The 14,188-nt window shown below is 61.8% G+C and carries 13 protein-coding genes and 3 tRNA genes; 10 read left to right on the forward strand and 6 right to left on the reverse strand.

Annotation, left to right across the window (positions count from 1 at the left end):
* Positions 1-157: 157 nt before the first annotated feature.
* The 5 genes from pgsA to G5134_RS12970 all read left to right on the forward strand — a co-directional run bounded on the left by pgsA (position 158) and on the right by G5134_RS12970 (position 1,850).
* Positions 158-712 (forward strand): CDP-diacylglycerol--glycerol-3-phosphate 3-phosphatidyltransferase, encoded by a 555-nt coding sequence (gene pgsA, locus G5134_RS12950; RefSeq protein WP_010633516.1) that lies wholly within the window; start codon positions 158-160, stop codon positions 710-712.
* 179 nt (positions 713-891) lie between these two features.
* Positions 892-967 (forward strand) — tRNA-Gly (locus G5134_RS12955).
* A 34-nt stretch (positions 968-1,001) separates the two neighbouring features.
* Positions 1,002-1,075: transfer RNA gene (locus tag G5134_RS12960), tRNA-Cys, on the forward strand.
* Between the two features lie 41 nt (positions 1,076-1,116).
* Positions 1,117-1,203 (forward strand) — tRNA-Leu (locus G5134_RS12965).
* A gap of 287 nt (positions 1,204-1,490) precedes the next feature.
* On the forward strand, positions 1,491-1,850 hold the full coding sequence (locus tag G5134_RS12970; protein WP_065017030.1) for a DUF7079 family protein: 360 nt from the start codon (positions 1,491-1,493) through the stop codon (positions 1,848-1,850).
* A 184-nt stretch (positions 1,851-2,034) separates the two neighbouring features.
* Here G5134_RS12970 and G5134_RS12975 read toward each other — a convergent pair whose 3' ends face one another.
* From G5134_RS12975 to G5134_RS12985, 3 genes are read right to left on the reverse strand one after another with little or no spacing between them, the layout of a single operon-like run.
* Complete coding sequence (locus G5134_RS12975; RefSeq protein WP_421232050.1) at positions 2,035-4,026, reverse strand: MtrB/PioB family decaheme-associated outer membrane protein; 1,992 nt, start codon at positions 4,024-4,026, stop codon at positions 2,035-2,037.
* 11 nt (positions 4,027-4,037) lie between these two features.
* A complete protein-coding gene (locus tag G5134_RS12980; RefSeq protein WP_011706573.1) occupies positions 4,038-5,009 on the reverse strand; it encodes a DmsE family decaheme c-type cytochrome in 972 nt (323 codons plus the stop codon).
* 56 nt (positions 5,010-5,065) lie between these two features.
* Positions 5,066-7,180: an OmcA/MtrC family decaheme c-type cytochrome gene (locus G5134_RS12985; protein ID WP_411586313.1), complete on the reverse strand. Its 2,115-nt coding sequence runs from the start codon at positions 7,178-7,180 to the stop codon at positions 5,066-5,068.
* A 247-nt stretch (positions 7,181-7,427) separates the two neighbouring features.
* On the opposite strand from G5134_RS12985, the gene pdsA reads away from it, so the two are divergent.
* From pdsA to netD, 4 genes are all read left to right on the forward strand, one after another.
* A complete protein-coding gene (gene pdsA / locus G5134_RS12990; protein WP_017778667.1) occupies positions 7,428-8,039 on the forward strand; it encodes a periplasmic diheme shuttle PdsA in 612 nt (203 codons plus the stop codon).
* 149 nt (positions 8,040-8,188) lie between these two features.
* A complete protein-coding gene (gene netB, locus G5134_RS12995; protein ID WP_421232051.1) occupies positions 8,189-8,803 on the forward strand; it encodes an Nrf-like electron transfer protein NetB in 615 nt (204 codons plus the stop codon).
* Positions 8,800-9,468: an Nrf-like electron transfer protein NetC gene (gene netC, locus G5134_RS13000; RefSeq protein WP_411594628.1), complete on the forward strand. Its 669-nt coding sequence runs from the start codon at positions 8,800-8,802 to the stop codon at positions 9,466-9,468. The genes netB and netC overlap by 4 nt, the downstream gene beginning before the upstream one ends.
* Before the next feature lie 48 nt (positions 9,469-9,516).
* Positions 9,517-10,470, forward strand: a complete 954-nt coding sequence (netD, locus tag G5134_RS13005; protein WP_421232052.1) for an Nrf-like electron transfer protein NetD — start codon at positions 9,517-9,519, stop codon at positions 10,468-10,470.
* Positions 10,471-10,545: 75 nt separating this feature from the next.
* Here netD and lpxH read toward each other — a convergent pair whose 3' ends face one another.
* Genes lpxH through G5134_RS13020 form a run of 3 tightly spaced genes read right to left on the reverse strand, consistent with a single transcriptional unit; the run spans position 10,546 to position 12,450 of the window.
* Positions 10,546-11,271 carry a UDP-2,3-diacylglucosamine diphosphatase gene (lpxH, locus tag G5134_RS13010; protein WP_411594629.1) on the reverse strand — a complete coding sequence of 242 codons (726 nt, stop codon included), beginning with the start codon at positions 11,269-11,271 and terminating at the stop codon, positions 10,546-10,548.
* Positions 11,268-11,963, reverse strand: coding sequence for a DUF4269 domain-containing protein (locus tag G5134_RS13015; RefSeq protein WP_411594630.1), 696 nt, complete (start codon positions 11,961-11,963; stop codon positions 11,268-11,270). Before G5134_RS13015 ends, lpxH begins: the two co-directional genes overlap by 4 nt.
* Positions 11,953-12,450, reverse strand: a complete 498-nt coding sequence (locus tag G5134_RS13020) for a peptidylprolyl isomerase (RefSeq protein WP_005302674.1) — start codon at positions 12,448-12,450, stop codon at positions 11,953-11,955. Before G5134_RS13020 ends, G5134_RS13015 begins: the two co-directional genes overlap by 11 nt.
* 190 nt (positions 12,451-12,640) lie before the next feature.
* On the opposite strand from G5134_RS13020, the gene cysS reads away from it, so the two are divergent.
* On the forward strand, positions 12,641-14,017 hold the full coding sequence (gene cysS / locus G5134_RS13025; RefSeq protein ID WP_017786210.1) for a cysteine--tRNA ligase: 1,377 nt from the start codon (positions 12,641-12,643) through the stop codon (positions 14,015-14,017).
* Positions 14,018-14,188 lie beyond the last annotated feature (171 nt).

The following is a 14,188-nucleotide window of genomic DNA, read 5'->3' on the forward strand; positions in this document are numbered from 1 at the left end:
ACACAAGAGCCGTGACGCCGGGGGGCCGCAAATGCCATAATGGCCCGCATCCTGAGGTTGTTGATGGATTAATAGACCAAGGCGGGCGCCTGTCCGGTTGCATCCGTGATCGGCTTGGGGCTACCATGTAGCGGCATACAAGAAGTGGCTGAAAATAATGACAAATATTCCTAATCTGCTGACGTTTTTTCGGATCTTGCTCATCCCCGTCTTCGTCATCCTGTTCTACCTTCCCTACCAGTGGTCCTATCTGGCGGCGGCCATCGTCTTCATCCTGGCGGCGGCGACCGACTGGTTTGACGGCTACCTGGCCCGCAAGCTGAATCAATCCACCGCCTTCGGTGCCTTCCTCGATCCGGTCGCCGACAAGATCATGGTGGCGGCGGCGCTGGTGGTGATCGTCGAGCACTACAACACCATCTGGGTCACCATTCCTGCCATGACCATGATTGGCCGCGAGATCATCATCTCCGCCCTGCGCGAATGGATGGCCGAGCTTGGCAAACGCTCCTCGGTGGCGGTCAGCTGGATTGGCAAGTGGAAGACCATGATCCAGATGGTGTCGCTCACCGGTCTCATCTGGCAGTACGACATCTGGATGGTGTGGCTGGCCTATGTGCTGCTCTATGTGGCCACCGTGCTCACCTTCTGGTCCATGTTCCAGTACATGAAGGCCGCCTGGGGCGATCTCAGCTATCACTCCCGGTTTTGACCTGCCGACACAAAGGTCCGTTTCCCCGTTCTTGGGGCGGGGAAACGGTCGTGAGTGCAGAAAAAGCAGGAAAAGGGCAAAAAACACTCGAACGATCAGGGTATTAAACATTTTTGGTTGACTGGGCGAGGAACATCGCTAGAATGCGTCCTCGTAGTCAGGCAGTCAGCCAGACCTATGCGGGAATAGCTCAGTTGGTAGAGCACGACCTTGCCAAGGTCGGGGTCGCGAGTTCGAGTCTCGTTTCCCGCTCCAAATTCAGACAATAGAGAGTTTATCTCTTTTGCATGGCGCGTTAGCAAAGCGGTTATGCAGCGGATTGCAAATCCGTTTAGTCCGGTTCGACTCCGGAACGTGCCTCCATATTGACAAGCCCGCCACGCGAGCTTGATACCGATTGCGGTGCCCGAGTGGTGAAATCGGTAGACACAAGGGATTTAAAATCCCTCGACGTTCGCGTCGTGCCGGTTCGATTCCGGCCTCGGGCACCAGTTATTGAATAAAGCAATCAAAGACTTACGAAAGGCCGCTAGTAATAGCGGCCTTTTTGTTTTTGGTCAATGTCCACATTTTGTCCACGCAGTTTTATTCCAGGTGCCGTCGCGTTTAACTTCAAGCTGCAGGCGGTGTAGCCCTGGCCGGTGAAGCCGTGATGAGACTGCCAGCCTGTGTTTCATTTCTCTGTTGCTTGAAGCCTGTCAGCGTGTTCCTCTGTTCCTGAACGGCTTCGATTGGGTGGCGCCGAGTCTGTCTATCTGCAGAGGGAGGGGGCGGCACGTTGGCAGATCAAGTGACAGATCAGGATTTGTGCGAGGCCTTGTCAGACATCTTCATTGACAACGAAGTGGACTATGCGCACATCGCCTCCATCGCGAGACATTTTCCGCTGGTACATGTGGAGTGGGTGTTGTTTGAATGGGTTGCCCCAATCTGTTGCACGAATGGGTGTTCACCTGTCCCTCCCGTCTGGTCCGGTTTTCAGAGTGAACTCCTGTGGCACGATATTCAGGCGCTCCTCGCCAAACAGAAAAATGCCGGCTTGGTCATGGGGTTTCTGTTTCATCTCAGAGGGCGTTGTTTGAGAAGGGTATATGCAGATGAATGGCGCACGCTGTCGGCACTGCTGGCCCTTGAGTGAGGCGGGTAGCGGGTTCTCGTTACGTGCTTGAACCGATCTGTGTACCGACTATGCAGACAATCAGGTTGGCACTCATGTCGTGCAGGTTGGCCTGATATAAAAGAGGGGAGCCAGTGCTCCCCTTGCTGTTGATGTGACCGCTACCGCGTCGGGCTGGCGGCGTTCAGTTCGAGCGGTGACTCCTTTAGAACTTGTAGAGCCAGGAGACGGCGGTGAAGTAGCCGTTGTAGTCCTGGTTCAGGTTGCCGAGGTTGCGCTCTTCGCCGGTGTAGAGGTAATCCACGTCCTGGAAGTATTCGTAGCGCAGATCCCAGCGCAGCGAATGCTGCTTGGTCAGCTGATAGAGGGCGTAGCCTTCCAGCCGGTGCTGCTTGCTGGTGAGATCCGGGTAGTCATAGCCCTTGCTGGCGTCGGTTTTGCCGCGGCCATAGGCGAAGCTGTAATCGAGCCCGAGCTCGAGATCCCGGTCAAACGCCTTCTTCTGAGTGAGCCCGAGCCCGAGGGTGGTGATCTCGTCACGCACCGCCGTGCTGTAGGGATCCCAGTCCGGTGCGCCTGTGTAGGCGTGGTTCTGGCTGGAGGTGATCCACTGCAGGTTGCTGAACAGGTGGCCGCTCAGGTTGTCGTCGAACTGCTGGTTGAGGGTCAGGTCGATGCCATAATCCTTGCCCTCGCTGCGCCCTATGTCCGGCTCCTTGTAGTCATCCTTGGCCCACCACCCTTCGAGGCGGGCATCCATCCCCTCGCTGAACTGATAGCCGAGATCCCCCCTGAGTTCGACCCTGTCCCTGTCCGCCAGATAGAACTGGCGCAGGGTCGGGCTGCCGTTGCCGGCGGCACTGTCGTGGCGCCAGTCCGAGCCGTCGCGGGTGCTCCAGGCGAGCTTGCCGCCCAGTTGCAGCGCCCCGGCCGGGCGGTAGCGCCCCTTGAGGAACAGGGTGTGCTCGTCGGTGTCCTGCCGGTCGGCCTGCTCGCGCTGATCGGCTTTGTACTGATAGCCGGTGGTGAGCTTGACCGAGCGGCTGAGCCGGTAGTCGGCCGCCAGATCCGCCTTGCTGCGAGTGCGATCGCTCTTGCCGCGCTGCTTGCCGACCACCGCGTATTCATCGGACTTGTCCTTGCGGTCCCGATACTCGCCGCTGGCGCGCAGGGTGAGATCCCGGCCAAAGCGGCCTACCCACTTGGCATCGGCCTGCAGGGTGCTGACCTCGCCGTGGAAGTCATCCTGGCTGATGGGGGCGTTGCGAAACGCGGTCAGGCTGCCGTTGGAGGTGGCCTGGCTGGTGAGCACGCGGCCGGTCAGGCTCTGCCGGTCCCAGTTGTACTGGCCGGATAGGCTCAGCTGGTGGAAGTTGTTGTCCGGCTCGTAGGCGCGCTCGTTGGCGTAAGGATCGGCGACGCTGCCAGAGTAGAGCGCCGTGTCATCGGTACGGTAGAGGGAGCCGTGGTAGGCGAGGTCGACCAGCCAGCCTTCTCCCAGGTAGCTGACGCCGCTCTTGACCAGGGTGGTCGAGCTACCGTCGACGGGCTTGGGCAAGAGGCCTGGCCCGCTGCCGATGCCGGGCACGCTCGACTGGTAGTAGGCGAGGGTGGCCTCTTTTTTCTCATGAGAAAAATCGGCGTAGGGGCGCCACGGGCTCTTCGGGGTATAGGCGAGTCCGGCGGTCAGCTTCTTGCGCACCACCTCCTTGTCAAACTCGGCCAGCGACCCCTGGGTCAGCGGGCTCTCGCCCGGCTGATAGACGCTGCGGCCGTGGCTGTTCCAGTAGAAGGGGGACTCCGAGTAACCCAGCCGGGCGCGCATGCCGTCGTAGTGGCCCTGTTCGGTCGTCAGGCTGAAGCGCTCCATGCCGAGGTTCTTTACTTCCAGGCTGCCGTAGCGGGAGCCTTCTCCCCGGTATTGCAGGTCGGCGTTGAAGATGCCGAGCATGCCGCTGTCCTGCTGGCTGGGCACCCAGTTGCGAAAGCGGGTGGCGCCATCGTCGTTGGCATAGCCGGCACCCAGCCCCACCTCGCCAAACCAGCCCTCATCGCGCTCGCAAGACTTGCAGCTCCAGCGTTCGGTCTTGGCCGGTTTGCTCTGCTGCAGGGCGTAATCCCCGACTGCCAGCGGCTCCTCGGCCGCCTGGGCCGAGCAGACCGCCAGCAGGGAGAGCCAAAGTGTTGAGTATTTCATGACTTCTCTCCTCAGCGCCGCAGTGATTGACCGTTGGGATGGTTGGTCCCGTGGATCTGGTTATGACAGTTCAGACAACTGCCGCCACGCACCTTGAGATCCCCCTCGGGGATGGAGACGTTGGCATGGGGCACGCTGTGGCACTCCTGGCACAGTTGGGGCACCCGCTTGTTGAGCAGCGCCTGGTTGATGGAGCCGTGCGGGCTGTGGCAGAGGGAGCAATCCTCGGTCACCGGCTCGTGTTCCCACAGGAAGGGGCCCCGTTTCTCGGCGTGGCACTCGTAGCAGCTCTCGTTGAGGCTGGGCTGCTTGAGGCTGGCCTCGTTCTGCGACTGGTGCGGGTTGTGACAGCTGGAGCAGGGCAGCTCGCCATTGAGAATGGGGTGGCTGGTGCGCTTGTGCAGATCGGCTTTTTGCTGGGCGTGGCAGCTGGTACAGGTCTCCACCTGCAGCTTGCTGTCCATCACCGGATCCTTGGCCTGGTGCAGGCTGTGGCAGCTGGTGCAGGAGACATCCTCCACCGCGTGAGCGCTGGCATGCCAGCCCATCCGCTGGGTATCGGTGTGGCAGGAGAGGCAGACGCTGTTCTGCTTCTCCACCGGCACCGGCGAGTCGGGGCCGAAGGTGATCATGGGTTCCCGCTGCTGCCCCTTGCGGGGATTGCGCGGGTGGTTGCCGGCGGGACCGTGGCAGGCTTCACACTGCTTGTCGGCCATCGGCCCGTTCTGGTTGCCGAGGTTGCCGTGCACATTGTGGAAGATGCCGGTGGCGGGCTTGCGCGAGTCGGCATCGTGGCACTTGAGGCAGGTATCGGCCCCCTTGGGGGAGTATTTGCCCTGGTCGAATTTCTGGTCGAGGGTGGCCTCGACCTGCAGGCGCGGATCGGCATCGGCCGCCGGCTGGGCATCGCTCTTGGCCCAGACCGGCAGGCAACCGAGTGCCAGCAAACCCGCCAGGAGCCACTGCGGGGTGATTCTTTTCATATCGTGTCCTTCAACGGCAAAGGGCCGGGGGGAGGCATCCCCCCGGCCTGGTGGTCTCAACGGAAGTCATACACCTTGTGAACCTTGTCGACGCCCTGCTCCTGCCCGACGGCATGGCAGGACGCGCACTGTTCAACCCCGGTGGCGGCCTCTATCGTCTCTGCACCAAAGATGGCGCCGTTGTTCTTCATGTGGGTGGCCCACTCATCTCCCGCGACCGGGCTGTCCGGCTTGACCAGCCCCAGCGGGGACTTGAGGTGGCAGCTGGCGCAGACCACCAGGGTCGGACTGAAGAACCTGGGCTGCTTGTTGTCCGCTGTGGTCGCCACCAGCGAGGGTCGTTCGTTCTGCTGGTTGGGCAGGTTGTACTGACCCTTGGTGTGGCAGGACTCGCAGTTGTTCAGCTTGCCCGGGAAGGTGGCATCACCGCTGCGATGGGAGCCGAAGGCGTGGAAGGAGTGCACGTGATACTTCAGATCCCCCGGCACACCCGCATAGAAGGAGGTGCGGGTGGCGTTGTGACAGCTGGTGCACTGGGCGAAGTCCTTGGAGGCGTGGGCCGAGCCCGCGTTGCCCCCTGTGTGGACTGCCAGATCCTTGTGACAGCCGTTGCAGGAGGCCAGATCCGCCCCTGCCTTGAGCACATAGTTGCCGTCCACCCCGCCTTCGGCCCGGAAGTAGGCCTTGACCGGATTGATAGGCACGTAGGAGAGGGCGCTGGCGGTGCTGCTGCAGGGGAGCAGATCCCCGGCGGCGAAGGCACCGTTGCGATCCGCCTTGCGGGCCACGCACACCTGCAGCTCGGCGACCGTGGCCGCCAGGGTGCCGCTCACCTCGTTACCCACCTCTTTGCGGCACAGGAAGCTGCCGCCGCCCTGGCTTTCGCACTGGGTGAAGTCAATCTTGTTGCCGGCGACGAAGGTCTGCGGGTTGGTGTAGCCCAGCTCGAAGCCGCTGCCCTGATCCCAGTTGACCAGCACGTAGGGGGCCTTGGCCAGATCGCCGTACTTGATGTACTTGAGCACCCCGTCCATGGTCTCGACCGGCGTGCCGTTGGCGGTCACGGTCAGCTCGACCTCGATGTTGGGCGCGGCGTAGCGCACGTCGTCAAACTTGAACACCAGCTTGTCGCGACCGGTGGCCTCGTTGGCGAGGTAGCCCATGTGCACGCTGCTGGGGGACTTGGTGTTGTCGGGCGTCTCGGCGTGGCACTGGGTACAGAGGGTGCCGTTGCTGATCTTGCCGTTGATGTGGCTGACGTAGCCGGTCGCCGTGGTGGAGTCCGCGTGGCAGGCGCCGCAGGGTTTCTCCTGGGCGTGCTGCCAGTTGTTGGCATCCGGGGTGGTCGGGGTGACGCCCTTGTGGCAGGTGTCGCAGTTGCGCGGATCCTGCGGGAAGTGGCTCACCAGCTTGGTGGCGGTGGCATCCAGGTTGCCGTGCAGCTTGTGCACCAGGGTGGTCAGATCGCCCCGTCCGCTGCCGGGCACGCTCTCGTTGTGGCAGGTAACGCAGAGCTTGGGATCGGCCCGGTTGCTGTGGTGAATAGGCTGCTTCATGTGGCAGCTGTCGCAGCTCTGCTGCTCCAGGATGTCGCGGGTCAGCAGCGGCGGCGTGCCGGCCGGTACCCAGTCCAGCACATAGTCGGTGACCGGAATGTCGTTGCTGCCGCCAAAGTAGATGCCGAGGCGGTGAGTCGCTGCCTCATCCCAGCGGATCAAACCGTTGTTGTCCTGCGAATCGCTCGGATAAGGGTCGCGCACCGTGGTGGCATTGAAGGAGAAGGTGTAGCGGTACTGGCCATTGCCGAGGGCTTCGAGCTTGCCGCTGTTCTCGCCGGTGGGGCGGTTGTTGCGGGTGCTGTAGATGAAGCTCTTCCAGATCACGGGGTCTTCCCGCGTGGCGTCACGGCCAGGGATCACCTTGGCCAGGGTGAAGGAGGGGAGGGTGCTACCCAGGTCATAGCCCTTGCCTTGCTTGTCGGTGACCTTGAACTGCACCGAGAGCTGACCGCTCTCGCCAAGTTGCGGAGTGGAGGCCGAGATCACCAGCGAATCCGGGGTTCCTGGCGGAGGGGGCGGTGGGTCCGTCTTGTCGTTGCCATCACCGCCGCCCCCGCAGGAGGAGAGGGTGAACACCATTGCTGCAGCCACCAATACTTTCCAGTATTTCATTCTTTTATCCTTTTTTATCGGACTTATTGTTCCATATATGAGCCAGCTCAAAAAATTCCCAAAAAGATACTACTTAAGGGTCAAAAGAGGACTGAATACGGTATAAATCATTTCCATCTTAATTGTAAGGTTTATATATTAGAGAGCGTTGATCTAAGTCTCAAAAACGGATCGAAAATCAACCTGGATTATAAAAATGTCTTTTTTAACTGGGGTTTATAGACCTTTTCTGGAAGAGGGATGAGAAATGAAACGCAGTATGAAGCTGGAAATAGTGGGACTGTCGCTGCTTTTGGGCTCTATTGGCACTGCACATGCCAGCCTGGACTCATTGGTGGATACATGTAACTCATGTCATGGAAATCAGGGGATCAGCACCCAGAACGATATTCCAACTATCGCAGGATTGGCAGAATCAAATCTTGCCGAGCAGTTGCGCACCTATCTCGACGGCCGGCCAGCCAAGACCGTTAATCATGTCACCGGTGATACCAGCAAGAAGGGGAACATGACCGACATTGTTAAGGGCCTTAGCGACGAGCAGATCGACGAGTTGGCGGCACATTATGCCGAGCTGCCCTACCAGCCGATGAAGCAGCCGTTCGATGCGGCGCTGGCCAAGGCAGGGCAGAAACTGCACGACGACTCCGGCTGCAAGAAGTGCCACTCCGAAGGGGGCTCGGTGGCCGAAGACGAGGCCTCCATCCTCGCCGGCCAGCCCAAGGGCTACCTGCTGACCTCCCTGCAGGAGTTCAAGGCCGGCAAGCGCAGCAACGACGAGAAGATGAACAAGGCCATCATCGCCATGAGCGATGCCGACCTCAAGGCGCTGGCCGAGTACTACGCAAGCCAGCAGTAACGTCGCTGCCCCTCCCGTTGACGCAGCCACCCCGCTTCTGGCGGGGTGTGGTCTCGTGTTCATGACCGTCAAAGGAGCTGCCACCAGCTCCTTTTTGTTGCCAGGCGGGCAGGCGGCACCCGGCGGGTGCCACCGTTTCGGAGTTTCCTATGAAAAAAATCATCAAGTGGCTGCTGCTCGCCTCCCTGAACCTGGGGATGAGCCAGCTTGCCCTGGCCGCCACGACGGCAAGCGATGCCACCCCCGCAGCCCAGACCGAGCAGGCAGAGCAACCCACCCTGGCCGAAAAGCAGGCCAAGGCGGAGAAGAAGAAGGCGGCCGCCAAAAAGGCCGCGGCCCGTTTTGCCAAGTGCGAGAAGTGCCACGATGGGGCTGAGGGGATGCACGGCAAGCATGGCCAGGTCACCAACCCCAACACGGGGGAGGCTGTTACCTGTACCAACTGCCACGGCAATGCGTCGGCCGATCACCGTAAACAGCGAGGCGGCATCGTCGATGTGATGCGCTTTGGCGACGACGCCTTCCCGCTGAGCCAGCAGAACGGCGTCTGCATGAGTTGCCATGAGCCGGACGATTTGCGCAAGGCCCTCTGGGCCCACGACGTGCACGCCACCCGGATCAGTTGCACCAGCTGTCACCAGCTGCACCCGGCCAAGGAGCCCATGGTGGGGATCCCCGAGAAGTCGCGCATCAAGCTGTGCGTCGACTGTCACCGCAAGCAGCATGAGGCCAGCCTCGGCGGCGCCGTCAAGGAGGGTTCATGAGCACGACCCGCCGCGACTTCATGGTGGGCATGAGCGCCGGCGCCCTGATCCTGCTGACGGGGGCCCCGCGTGCCCTGGCCAACAGCATGACCATCAAGGGCGTGCGCTACGGCATGATCCACGACGAGACGGCCTGCATCGGCTGCACCGCCTGCATGGACGCCTGCCGCGAGGTGAACCAGGTGCCACAAGGAGTGGCCCGCCTGCAGATCCTGCGCAGCGGCCCGGTGGGGGAGTATCCGGCGCAGGAGTACCACTTCTTTCGCAAATCCTGCCAGCACTGCGACAACGCCCCCTGCGTGCACGTCTGCCCGACCGGCGCCTCCCACATCCGGGCAGAGGATGGCATCGTCGACATCAACCCCGACCTCTGCGTCGGCTGTCGCTATTGCCTGGCCGCCTGCCCCTATCAGGTGCGCTTCATCAACCCGGTCACCCGGGTTGCCGACAAGTGCGACTTCTGCCGCAAGACCAATCTGGCGGCGGGCAAGCAACCCGCCTGTGTGGAAGCCTGCCCGACCAAGGCGCTGGTGTTCGGCAATCTGGACGATCCCAACAGCCCCATCGCCAAACGGCTGGTGCAGGAGACCACCTATCGCTACAAGCAGTTCCTCGGTACCTCGCCCAAGATGTACCGGGTGCCGAAAGGGGAGGTGAAGTCATGATCCCATCTCATCCGTATGACGCAGACCGGCTGACGGGAGGGAAGCACCATGTGGCATGATGCGTTTCACTTCGACTCCCTGGTGTGGGATGGCCCCATCGCCATCTACCTGTTCCTGCTCGGTATCTCGGCAGGCTCGGCCACCCTCTCGGTGCTGCTGCGCCGACAGGGAGCCGGCAGCGAGAGCGGTATCATCAAGGCGACCGCCATTCTGGCGCCGGTCTCGGTGATCCTGGGGTTACTCATCCTCATTTTCCACCTGGCCCGCCCCTGGACCTTCTGGAAGCTGATGTTCCACTACCAGTTCGACTCCGTGATGTCGATGGGGGTCATGCTGTTTCAGGTCTACATGGCGGTGCTGTTCGCCTGGCTGGCGGTGGTGTTCAGAGCCAAGATCGAGGCCCTGCGCCGACGGCTGCTGGTGGACAAGCTCGCCTTTGTAGACGGCCTCATCGGCTGGCTCGCCCGCCTCGAGCGGCTGCTGGCGCCACTGTTGTTGCTGCTGGCCGTGCTGCTCGGGGCCTACACCGGCTTTCTGCTCTCAGCCCTCAAGACCTACCCCATGCTCAACAACCCGATCCTGCCGGCGCTGTTTCTGGTCTCCGGCATCAGCTCGGGGGTGGCCTCCACCATCTTGCTGGCGGTCACCCTGTTTCGGGAGGATGGCCACAGCCGCGGGGTGAGCTTTGTGCATCGCTTCGAGCGGCCCATCGTCGCCATCGAGCTGTTCCTGCTGCTCTGCTTCTTCACCGGGCTCTATTTTGGTGGCGGCCAGCGGGAAGCGGCCATGTGGGCGGCCATCGGTGGCGGCTTCTGGTCCCAGGTGTTCTGGTTCGGGGTCATCGGGCTGGGGATCCTGCTGCCCCAGCTGCTGGGGCTGGTGGGCAGTCCGGCCAAGGCCCATCAACCGGCCCGGCTGGCGCTTATCTGCAGCCTGAGCCTGGTGGGGATATTGCTGCTGCGCTACTTCATCCTCTACGCGGGACAGATGACGGTGATGTAGCCGTTATAGAGGTAGATCGCAGGCAAACAAAAGGCGGGATCTTCCCGCCTTTTTTATTGCCGCCAGCTGGCTGGATCAGATCAGCGCGCGCTGCTCGAGGCGCTGCTCGCCGGGGCGGCAGATCAGCACCGAGCCCTGCTCGAACCAGTCCCCCAGCACGATGCGCCGGGCTGGCGTGCCGTCGAGTTGGAAGTCGTGGATGGCGGGTCTGTGGGTGTGGCCGTGGATCATCATCCGGCAGTCATGCTGGCGCAGCATCTCGTCCACCGCCGTTGGGGTCACGTCCATGATGGTCTGGCTCTTGTGGGCATTTTCCATCTGACTCTGGCCGCGCATTTTGTGGGCGATGGCCTGGCGGCGCGCGAGCGGCAGCCGCAGGAACAGCCAGCGCAGCCATTTGAGCTGGGTGATGCGGCGAAACTTCTGGTAGCCCTCATCCAGGGTGCAGAGCAGATCGCCGTGGCTCAGCACCACCCGCTCGCCGTAGAGCTCGATGACGCAGGGATCCCCCAGCAGGGTCATGCCGGCGCGCTTGGCAAAGGCCTGGCCCAGCAAGAAGTCGCGGTTGCCGTGAATGAAGTAGAGGGGCACCCCCTGCTGGTTCAGGGCCGCAAAGGCGTCGGCCACCTCGCCGTGGAGGGGGTTGGGATCGTCGTCGCCAATCCAGAATTCAAACAGATCGCCCAACACGTAGAGGGCATCGGCGCCGGGGGCGTCGTGCGCCAGAAAGCGCACCAGGGCGGCGGTCATGTCGGGCCGCTGGGCACACAGGTGAATGTCGCTGATAAAGAGGGTGCTCATGAGAAAGTGCGCTGGGCCCTGTTGAGGTGGCTGGAAGTGGAGGTAGAAAGGGAGCCCGTCGCCTTCGGCTGCCACGCCAGTGGGGCAAGCTCGCCGCCCTCCAGGGTGAGCAGCGCGGCATACGGGTCGCCGGCAAGGCCCAGCAAGTGGCACATGGCCGCCTCCCCTTTGAGCCCTTCCTCGAGGCGCAGGCGCAGCACTTGGTGATAAAAAGCAGCGCCAAACTGCTCAAGCAGGGCGGCCATCAGGCTGAGGTGGCGCCAGCCGTTGAGGTGCTCGAGGGGATCCGGGGTGAGGTAGAGCTCAAGGGGCCAAGGGTGGCCATCGGCGCCGGTGACGCTCTGCTCGGCCAGCCAGATGGCAGCGCCCTTTTGCGCAACCTGCCAGCCTTGGGTGGTCAGCGCTGCGGCAAACGTGGCCGGCTCCGGATGCTGGCAGACGATGTCGAGATCGCTGCCGGGGCGGTCGAGCCCGATGGCGACCGTGCTCACCAACGCCAGGTCGCGGCACTGCGCTGCCAGCGCATCCCACACCCCGGCCGTGAGCAGGGCATGAGCCGAGCGTTGGCGCGGGTTGCCGTGGGCCAGGTAGTCGAGACGGCGCCAGTCGATGGGGCCGGCCTTCGCAGATGGAAAAACTGCGGCCGGGGCCGCAGTCAGTTCATCTCGCAGAAGGCAGAGATCACTCGGCAAGGGTCACCTTGGTGATCACGACGTCTTCGGTCGGCACGTCCTGGTGGATGCGGCCATAGTTGCCGGTCTTGACGCCCTTGATCTTGTTGACCACGTCCATGCCGGCGGTCACTTCACCGAACACGCAGTAGCCGAAGCCCTGGGTGGTGGCGGATTTGAAGTCGAGGAAGTCGTTGTTGTTCACGTTGATGAAGAACTGGGCGCTGGCAGAGTGCGGCTCCATGGTGCGGGCCATGGCGATGGTGCCGACCTTGTTGGAGAGGCCGTTGGCCGCTTCGTTCTTGATGGGGGCGCGGGTGTCTTTCTCTTCGAAGCCCGGGGCATAGCCGCCGCCCTGGATCATGAAGCCGTCGATGACGCGGTGGAAGATGGTGTTGTCGTAGTGACCGTCACGGCAGTATTGCAGGAAGTTGGCCACGGTTTCCGGGGCTTTTTCAGCGTTCAGGGTGAGGGTGATGTCGCCGTGATTGGTGTGCAGAGTGACCATGATATGTCCTTTCATTTGATGCGGGCGACGAGGTGCCCGCAGGTGTATGGCATAAAGTGGTGGCAATTCTAGCCCATCAGGGCCCTGCGGCATAGATGGTGCGCCTGATCCGGCACGTTTTCTGCCTCGTTTTCTACGCGCGATGCGGGTAGAATGGCAGGCCATTTTACTCACAGGCAGTGGTCATAAGATGCTGAAGATATACAACACACTCACTCGTCAAAAAGAAGAATTCAAACCTATCCACCCGGGCAAGGTGGGCATGTATGTGTGTGGCGTCACTATCTACGATCACTGTCATATCGGCCACGGTCGCACCTTCGTCGCCTTCGACGTCGTGGCCCGTTACCTGCGCTACAGCGGCTATCAGCTCAACTACGTGCGCAACGTCACCGACGTGGACGACAAGATCATCAAGCGCGCCGCCGAAACCGGCGTCACCTGTGACGATCTGACCGAACGCCTGATCGGCGACATGCACGCCGACTTCGATGCCCTCGGCATGGTGCGCCCGGACGTCGAGCCGCGCGCCACCCAGCACATCGGCGAGATCATCGAGCTGGTACAATCCCTGCTGGATAAAGAGCACGCCTACGTGGCGGACAACGGCGATGTGATGTTCATCGTCGACTCCTACGCCGACTACGGCAAGCTCTCCGGCCAGGATCTGGAGCAGCTGCAGGCCGGTGCCCGCGTCGACGTGGTGGATGCCAAGCGCAACCCGCTCGACTTCGTGCTGTGGAAGATGTCCAAGCCCGGCGAGCCGACCTGGGACAGCCCCTGGGGCCCGGGTCGTCCTGGCTGGCACATCGAGTGCTCCGCCATGAACTCCAAGCACCTTGGCAACCACTTCGACATCCACGGCGGCGGCTCCGATCTGCAGTTCCCGCACCACGAGAACGAGATCGCCCAGTCCTGCTGCGCCCACGGTGGCGACTACGTCAACACCTGGATGCACAGCGGCATGGTGATGGTGGATAAAGAGAAAATGTCCAAGTCCCTTGGCAACTTCTTCACCATCCGGGACGTGCTGGCCCACTACGATGCCGAAACCGTCCGTTACTTCCTGATGTCTGGCCACTACCGCAGCCAGCTCAACTACTCGGAAGATAACTTGAAGCAGGCCCGCGCTGCGCTGGAGCGCATGTACACCGCCCTGCGCGATTTGCCTGAAGCCGCCGCTGCCGGTGGTGACGAGCAGGTGGCTCGCTTCAAGGAAGCCATGGACGATGACTTCAACACCCCGGAAGCCTACTCCGCCCTGTTCGACCTGGTGCGCGAGATCAACCGCCAGAAGGGTGAAGACATGGCCGTTGCTGCCGCGCTGGGCGCCCGTCTGCGCGAACTCGGCGCCGTGCTCGGCATCCTGCAGCAAGACCCCGAGGCTTTCCTCAAGGGGGACGAAGCGGATGAAGAGGTCGCCGAAATCGAGCGCCTGATCAGTGATCGCAACCAGGCCCGCGCCGACAAGAACTGGGCTGCGGCGGATGCCGCCCGCAACCGTCTCACCGAGATGGGCATCGTGTTGGAAGACAGCGCCGGCAAGACCAGCTGGCGCCGTGCCTAAGGCCGGTGGCGCTGTTGGTGCCTGATGCCAACAGGTTGAGCCCATAAAAAAACCGCAGCTCTAGGGCTGCGGTTTTTGTTTGTTTTACTACATAATGTGTATGGAGATGGTATTCACCTGACAGTTGCCCACAAAAGGGAGTGGTCATACGGCTTCAAACCGGATAACAAA

Source organism: Aeromonas sp. 600276 (assembly GCF_049175815.1).
Lineage (GTDB): Bacteria > Pseudomonadota > Gammaproteobacteria > Enterobacterales > Aeromonadaceae > Aeromonas > Aeromonas dhakensis.

What these genes read in the sequence shown, in the direction of transcription:
- pgsA (WP_010633516.1), top strand. Translation starts at nt 158, where the DNA reads ATGACAAATATTCCTAATCTGCTGACGTTTTTTCGGATCTTGCTCATC.
- G5134_RS12975 (WP_421232050.1), bottom strand. Translation starts at nt 4,026, where the DNA reads ATGAAATACTCAACACTTTGGCTCTCCCTGCTGGCGGTCTGCTCGGCC.
- G5134_RS12980 (WP_011706573.1), bottom strand. Translation starts at nt 5,009, where the DNA reads ATGAAAAGAATCACCCCGCAGTGGCTCCTGGCGGGTTTGCTGGCACTC.
- G5134_RS12985 (WP_411586313.1), bottom strand. Translation starts at nt 7,180, where the DNA reads ATGAAATACTGGAAAGTATTGGTGGCTGCAGCAATGGTGTTCACCCTC.
- pdsA (WP_017778667.1), top strand. Translation starts at nt 7,428, where the DNA reads ATGAAACGCAGTATGAAGCTGGAAATAGTGGGACTGTCGCTGCTTTTG.
- netB (WP_421232051.1), top strand. Translation starts at nt 8,189, where the DNA reads ATGAAAAAAATCATCAAGTGGCTGCTGCTCGCCTCCCTGAACCTGGGG.
- netC (WP_411594628.1), top strand. Translation starts at nt 8,800, where the DNA reads ATGAGCACGACCCGCCGCGACTTCATGGTGGGCATGAGCGCCGGCGCC.
- netD (WP_421232052.1), top strand. Translation starts at nt 9,517, where the DNA reads ATGTGGCATGATGCGTTTCACTTCGACTCCCTGGTGTGGGATGGCCCC.
- lpxH (WP_411594629.1), bottom strand. Translation starts at nt 11,271, where the DNA reads ATGAGCACCCTCTTTATCAGCGACATTCACCTGTGTGCCCAGCGGCCC.
- G5134_RS13020 (WP_005302674.1), bottom strand. Translation starts at nt 12,450, where the DNA reads ATGGTCACTCTGCACACCAATCACGGCGACATCACCCTCACCCTGAAC.
- cysS (WP_017786210.1), top strand. Translation starts at nt 12,641, where the DNA reads ATGCTGAAGATATACAACACACTCACTCGTCAAAAAGAAGAATTCAAA.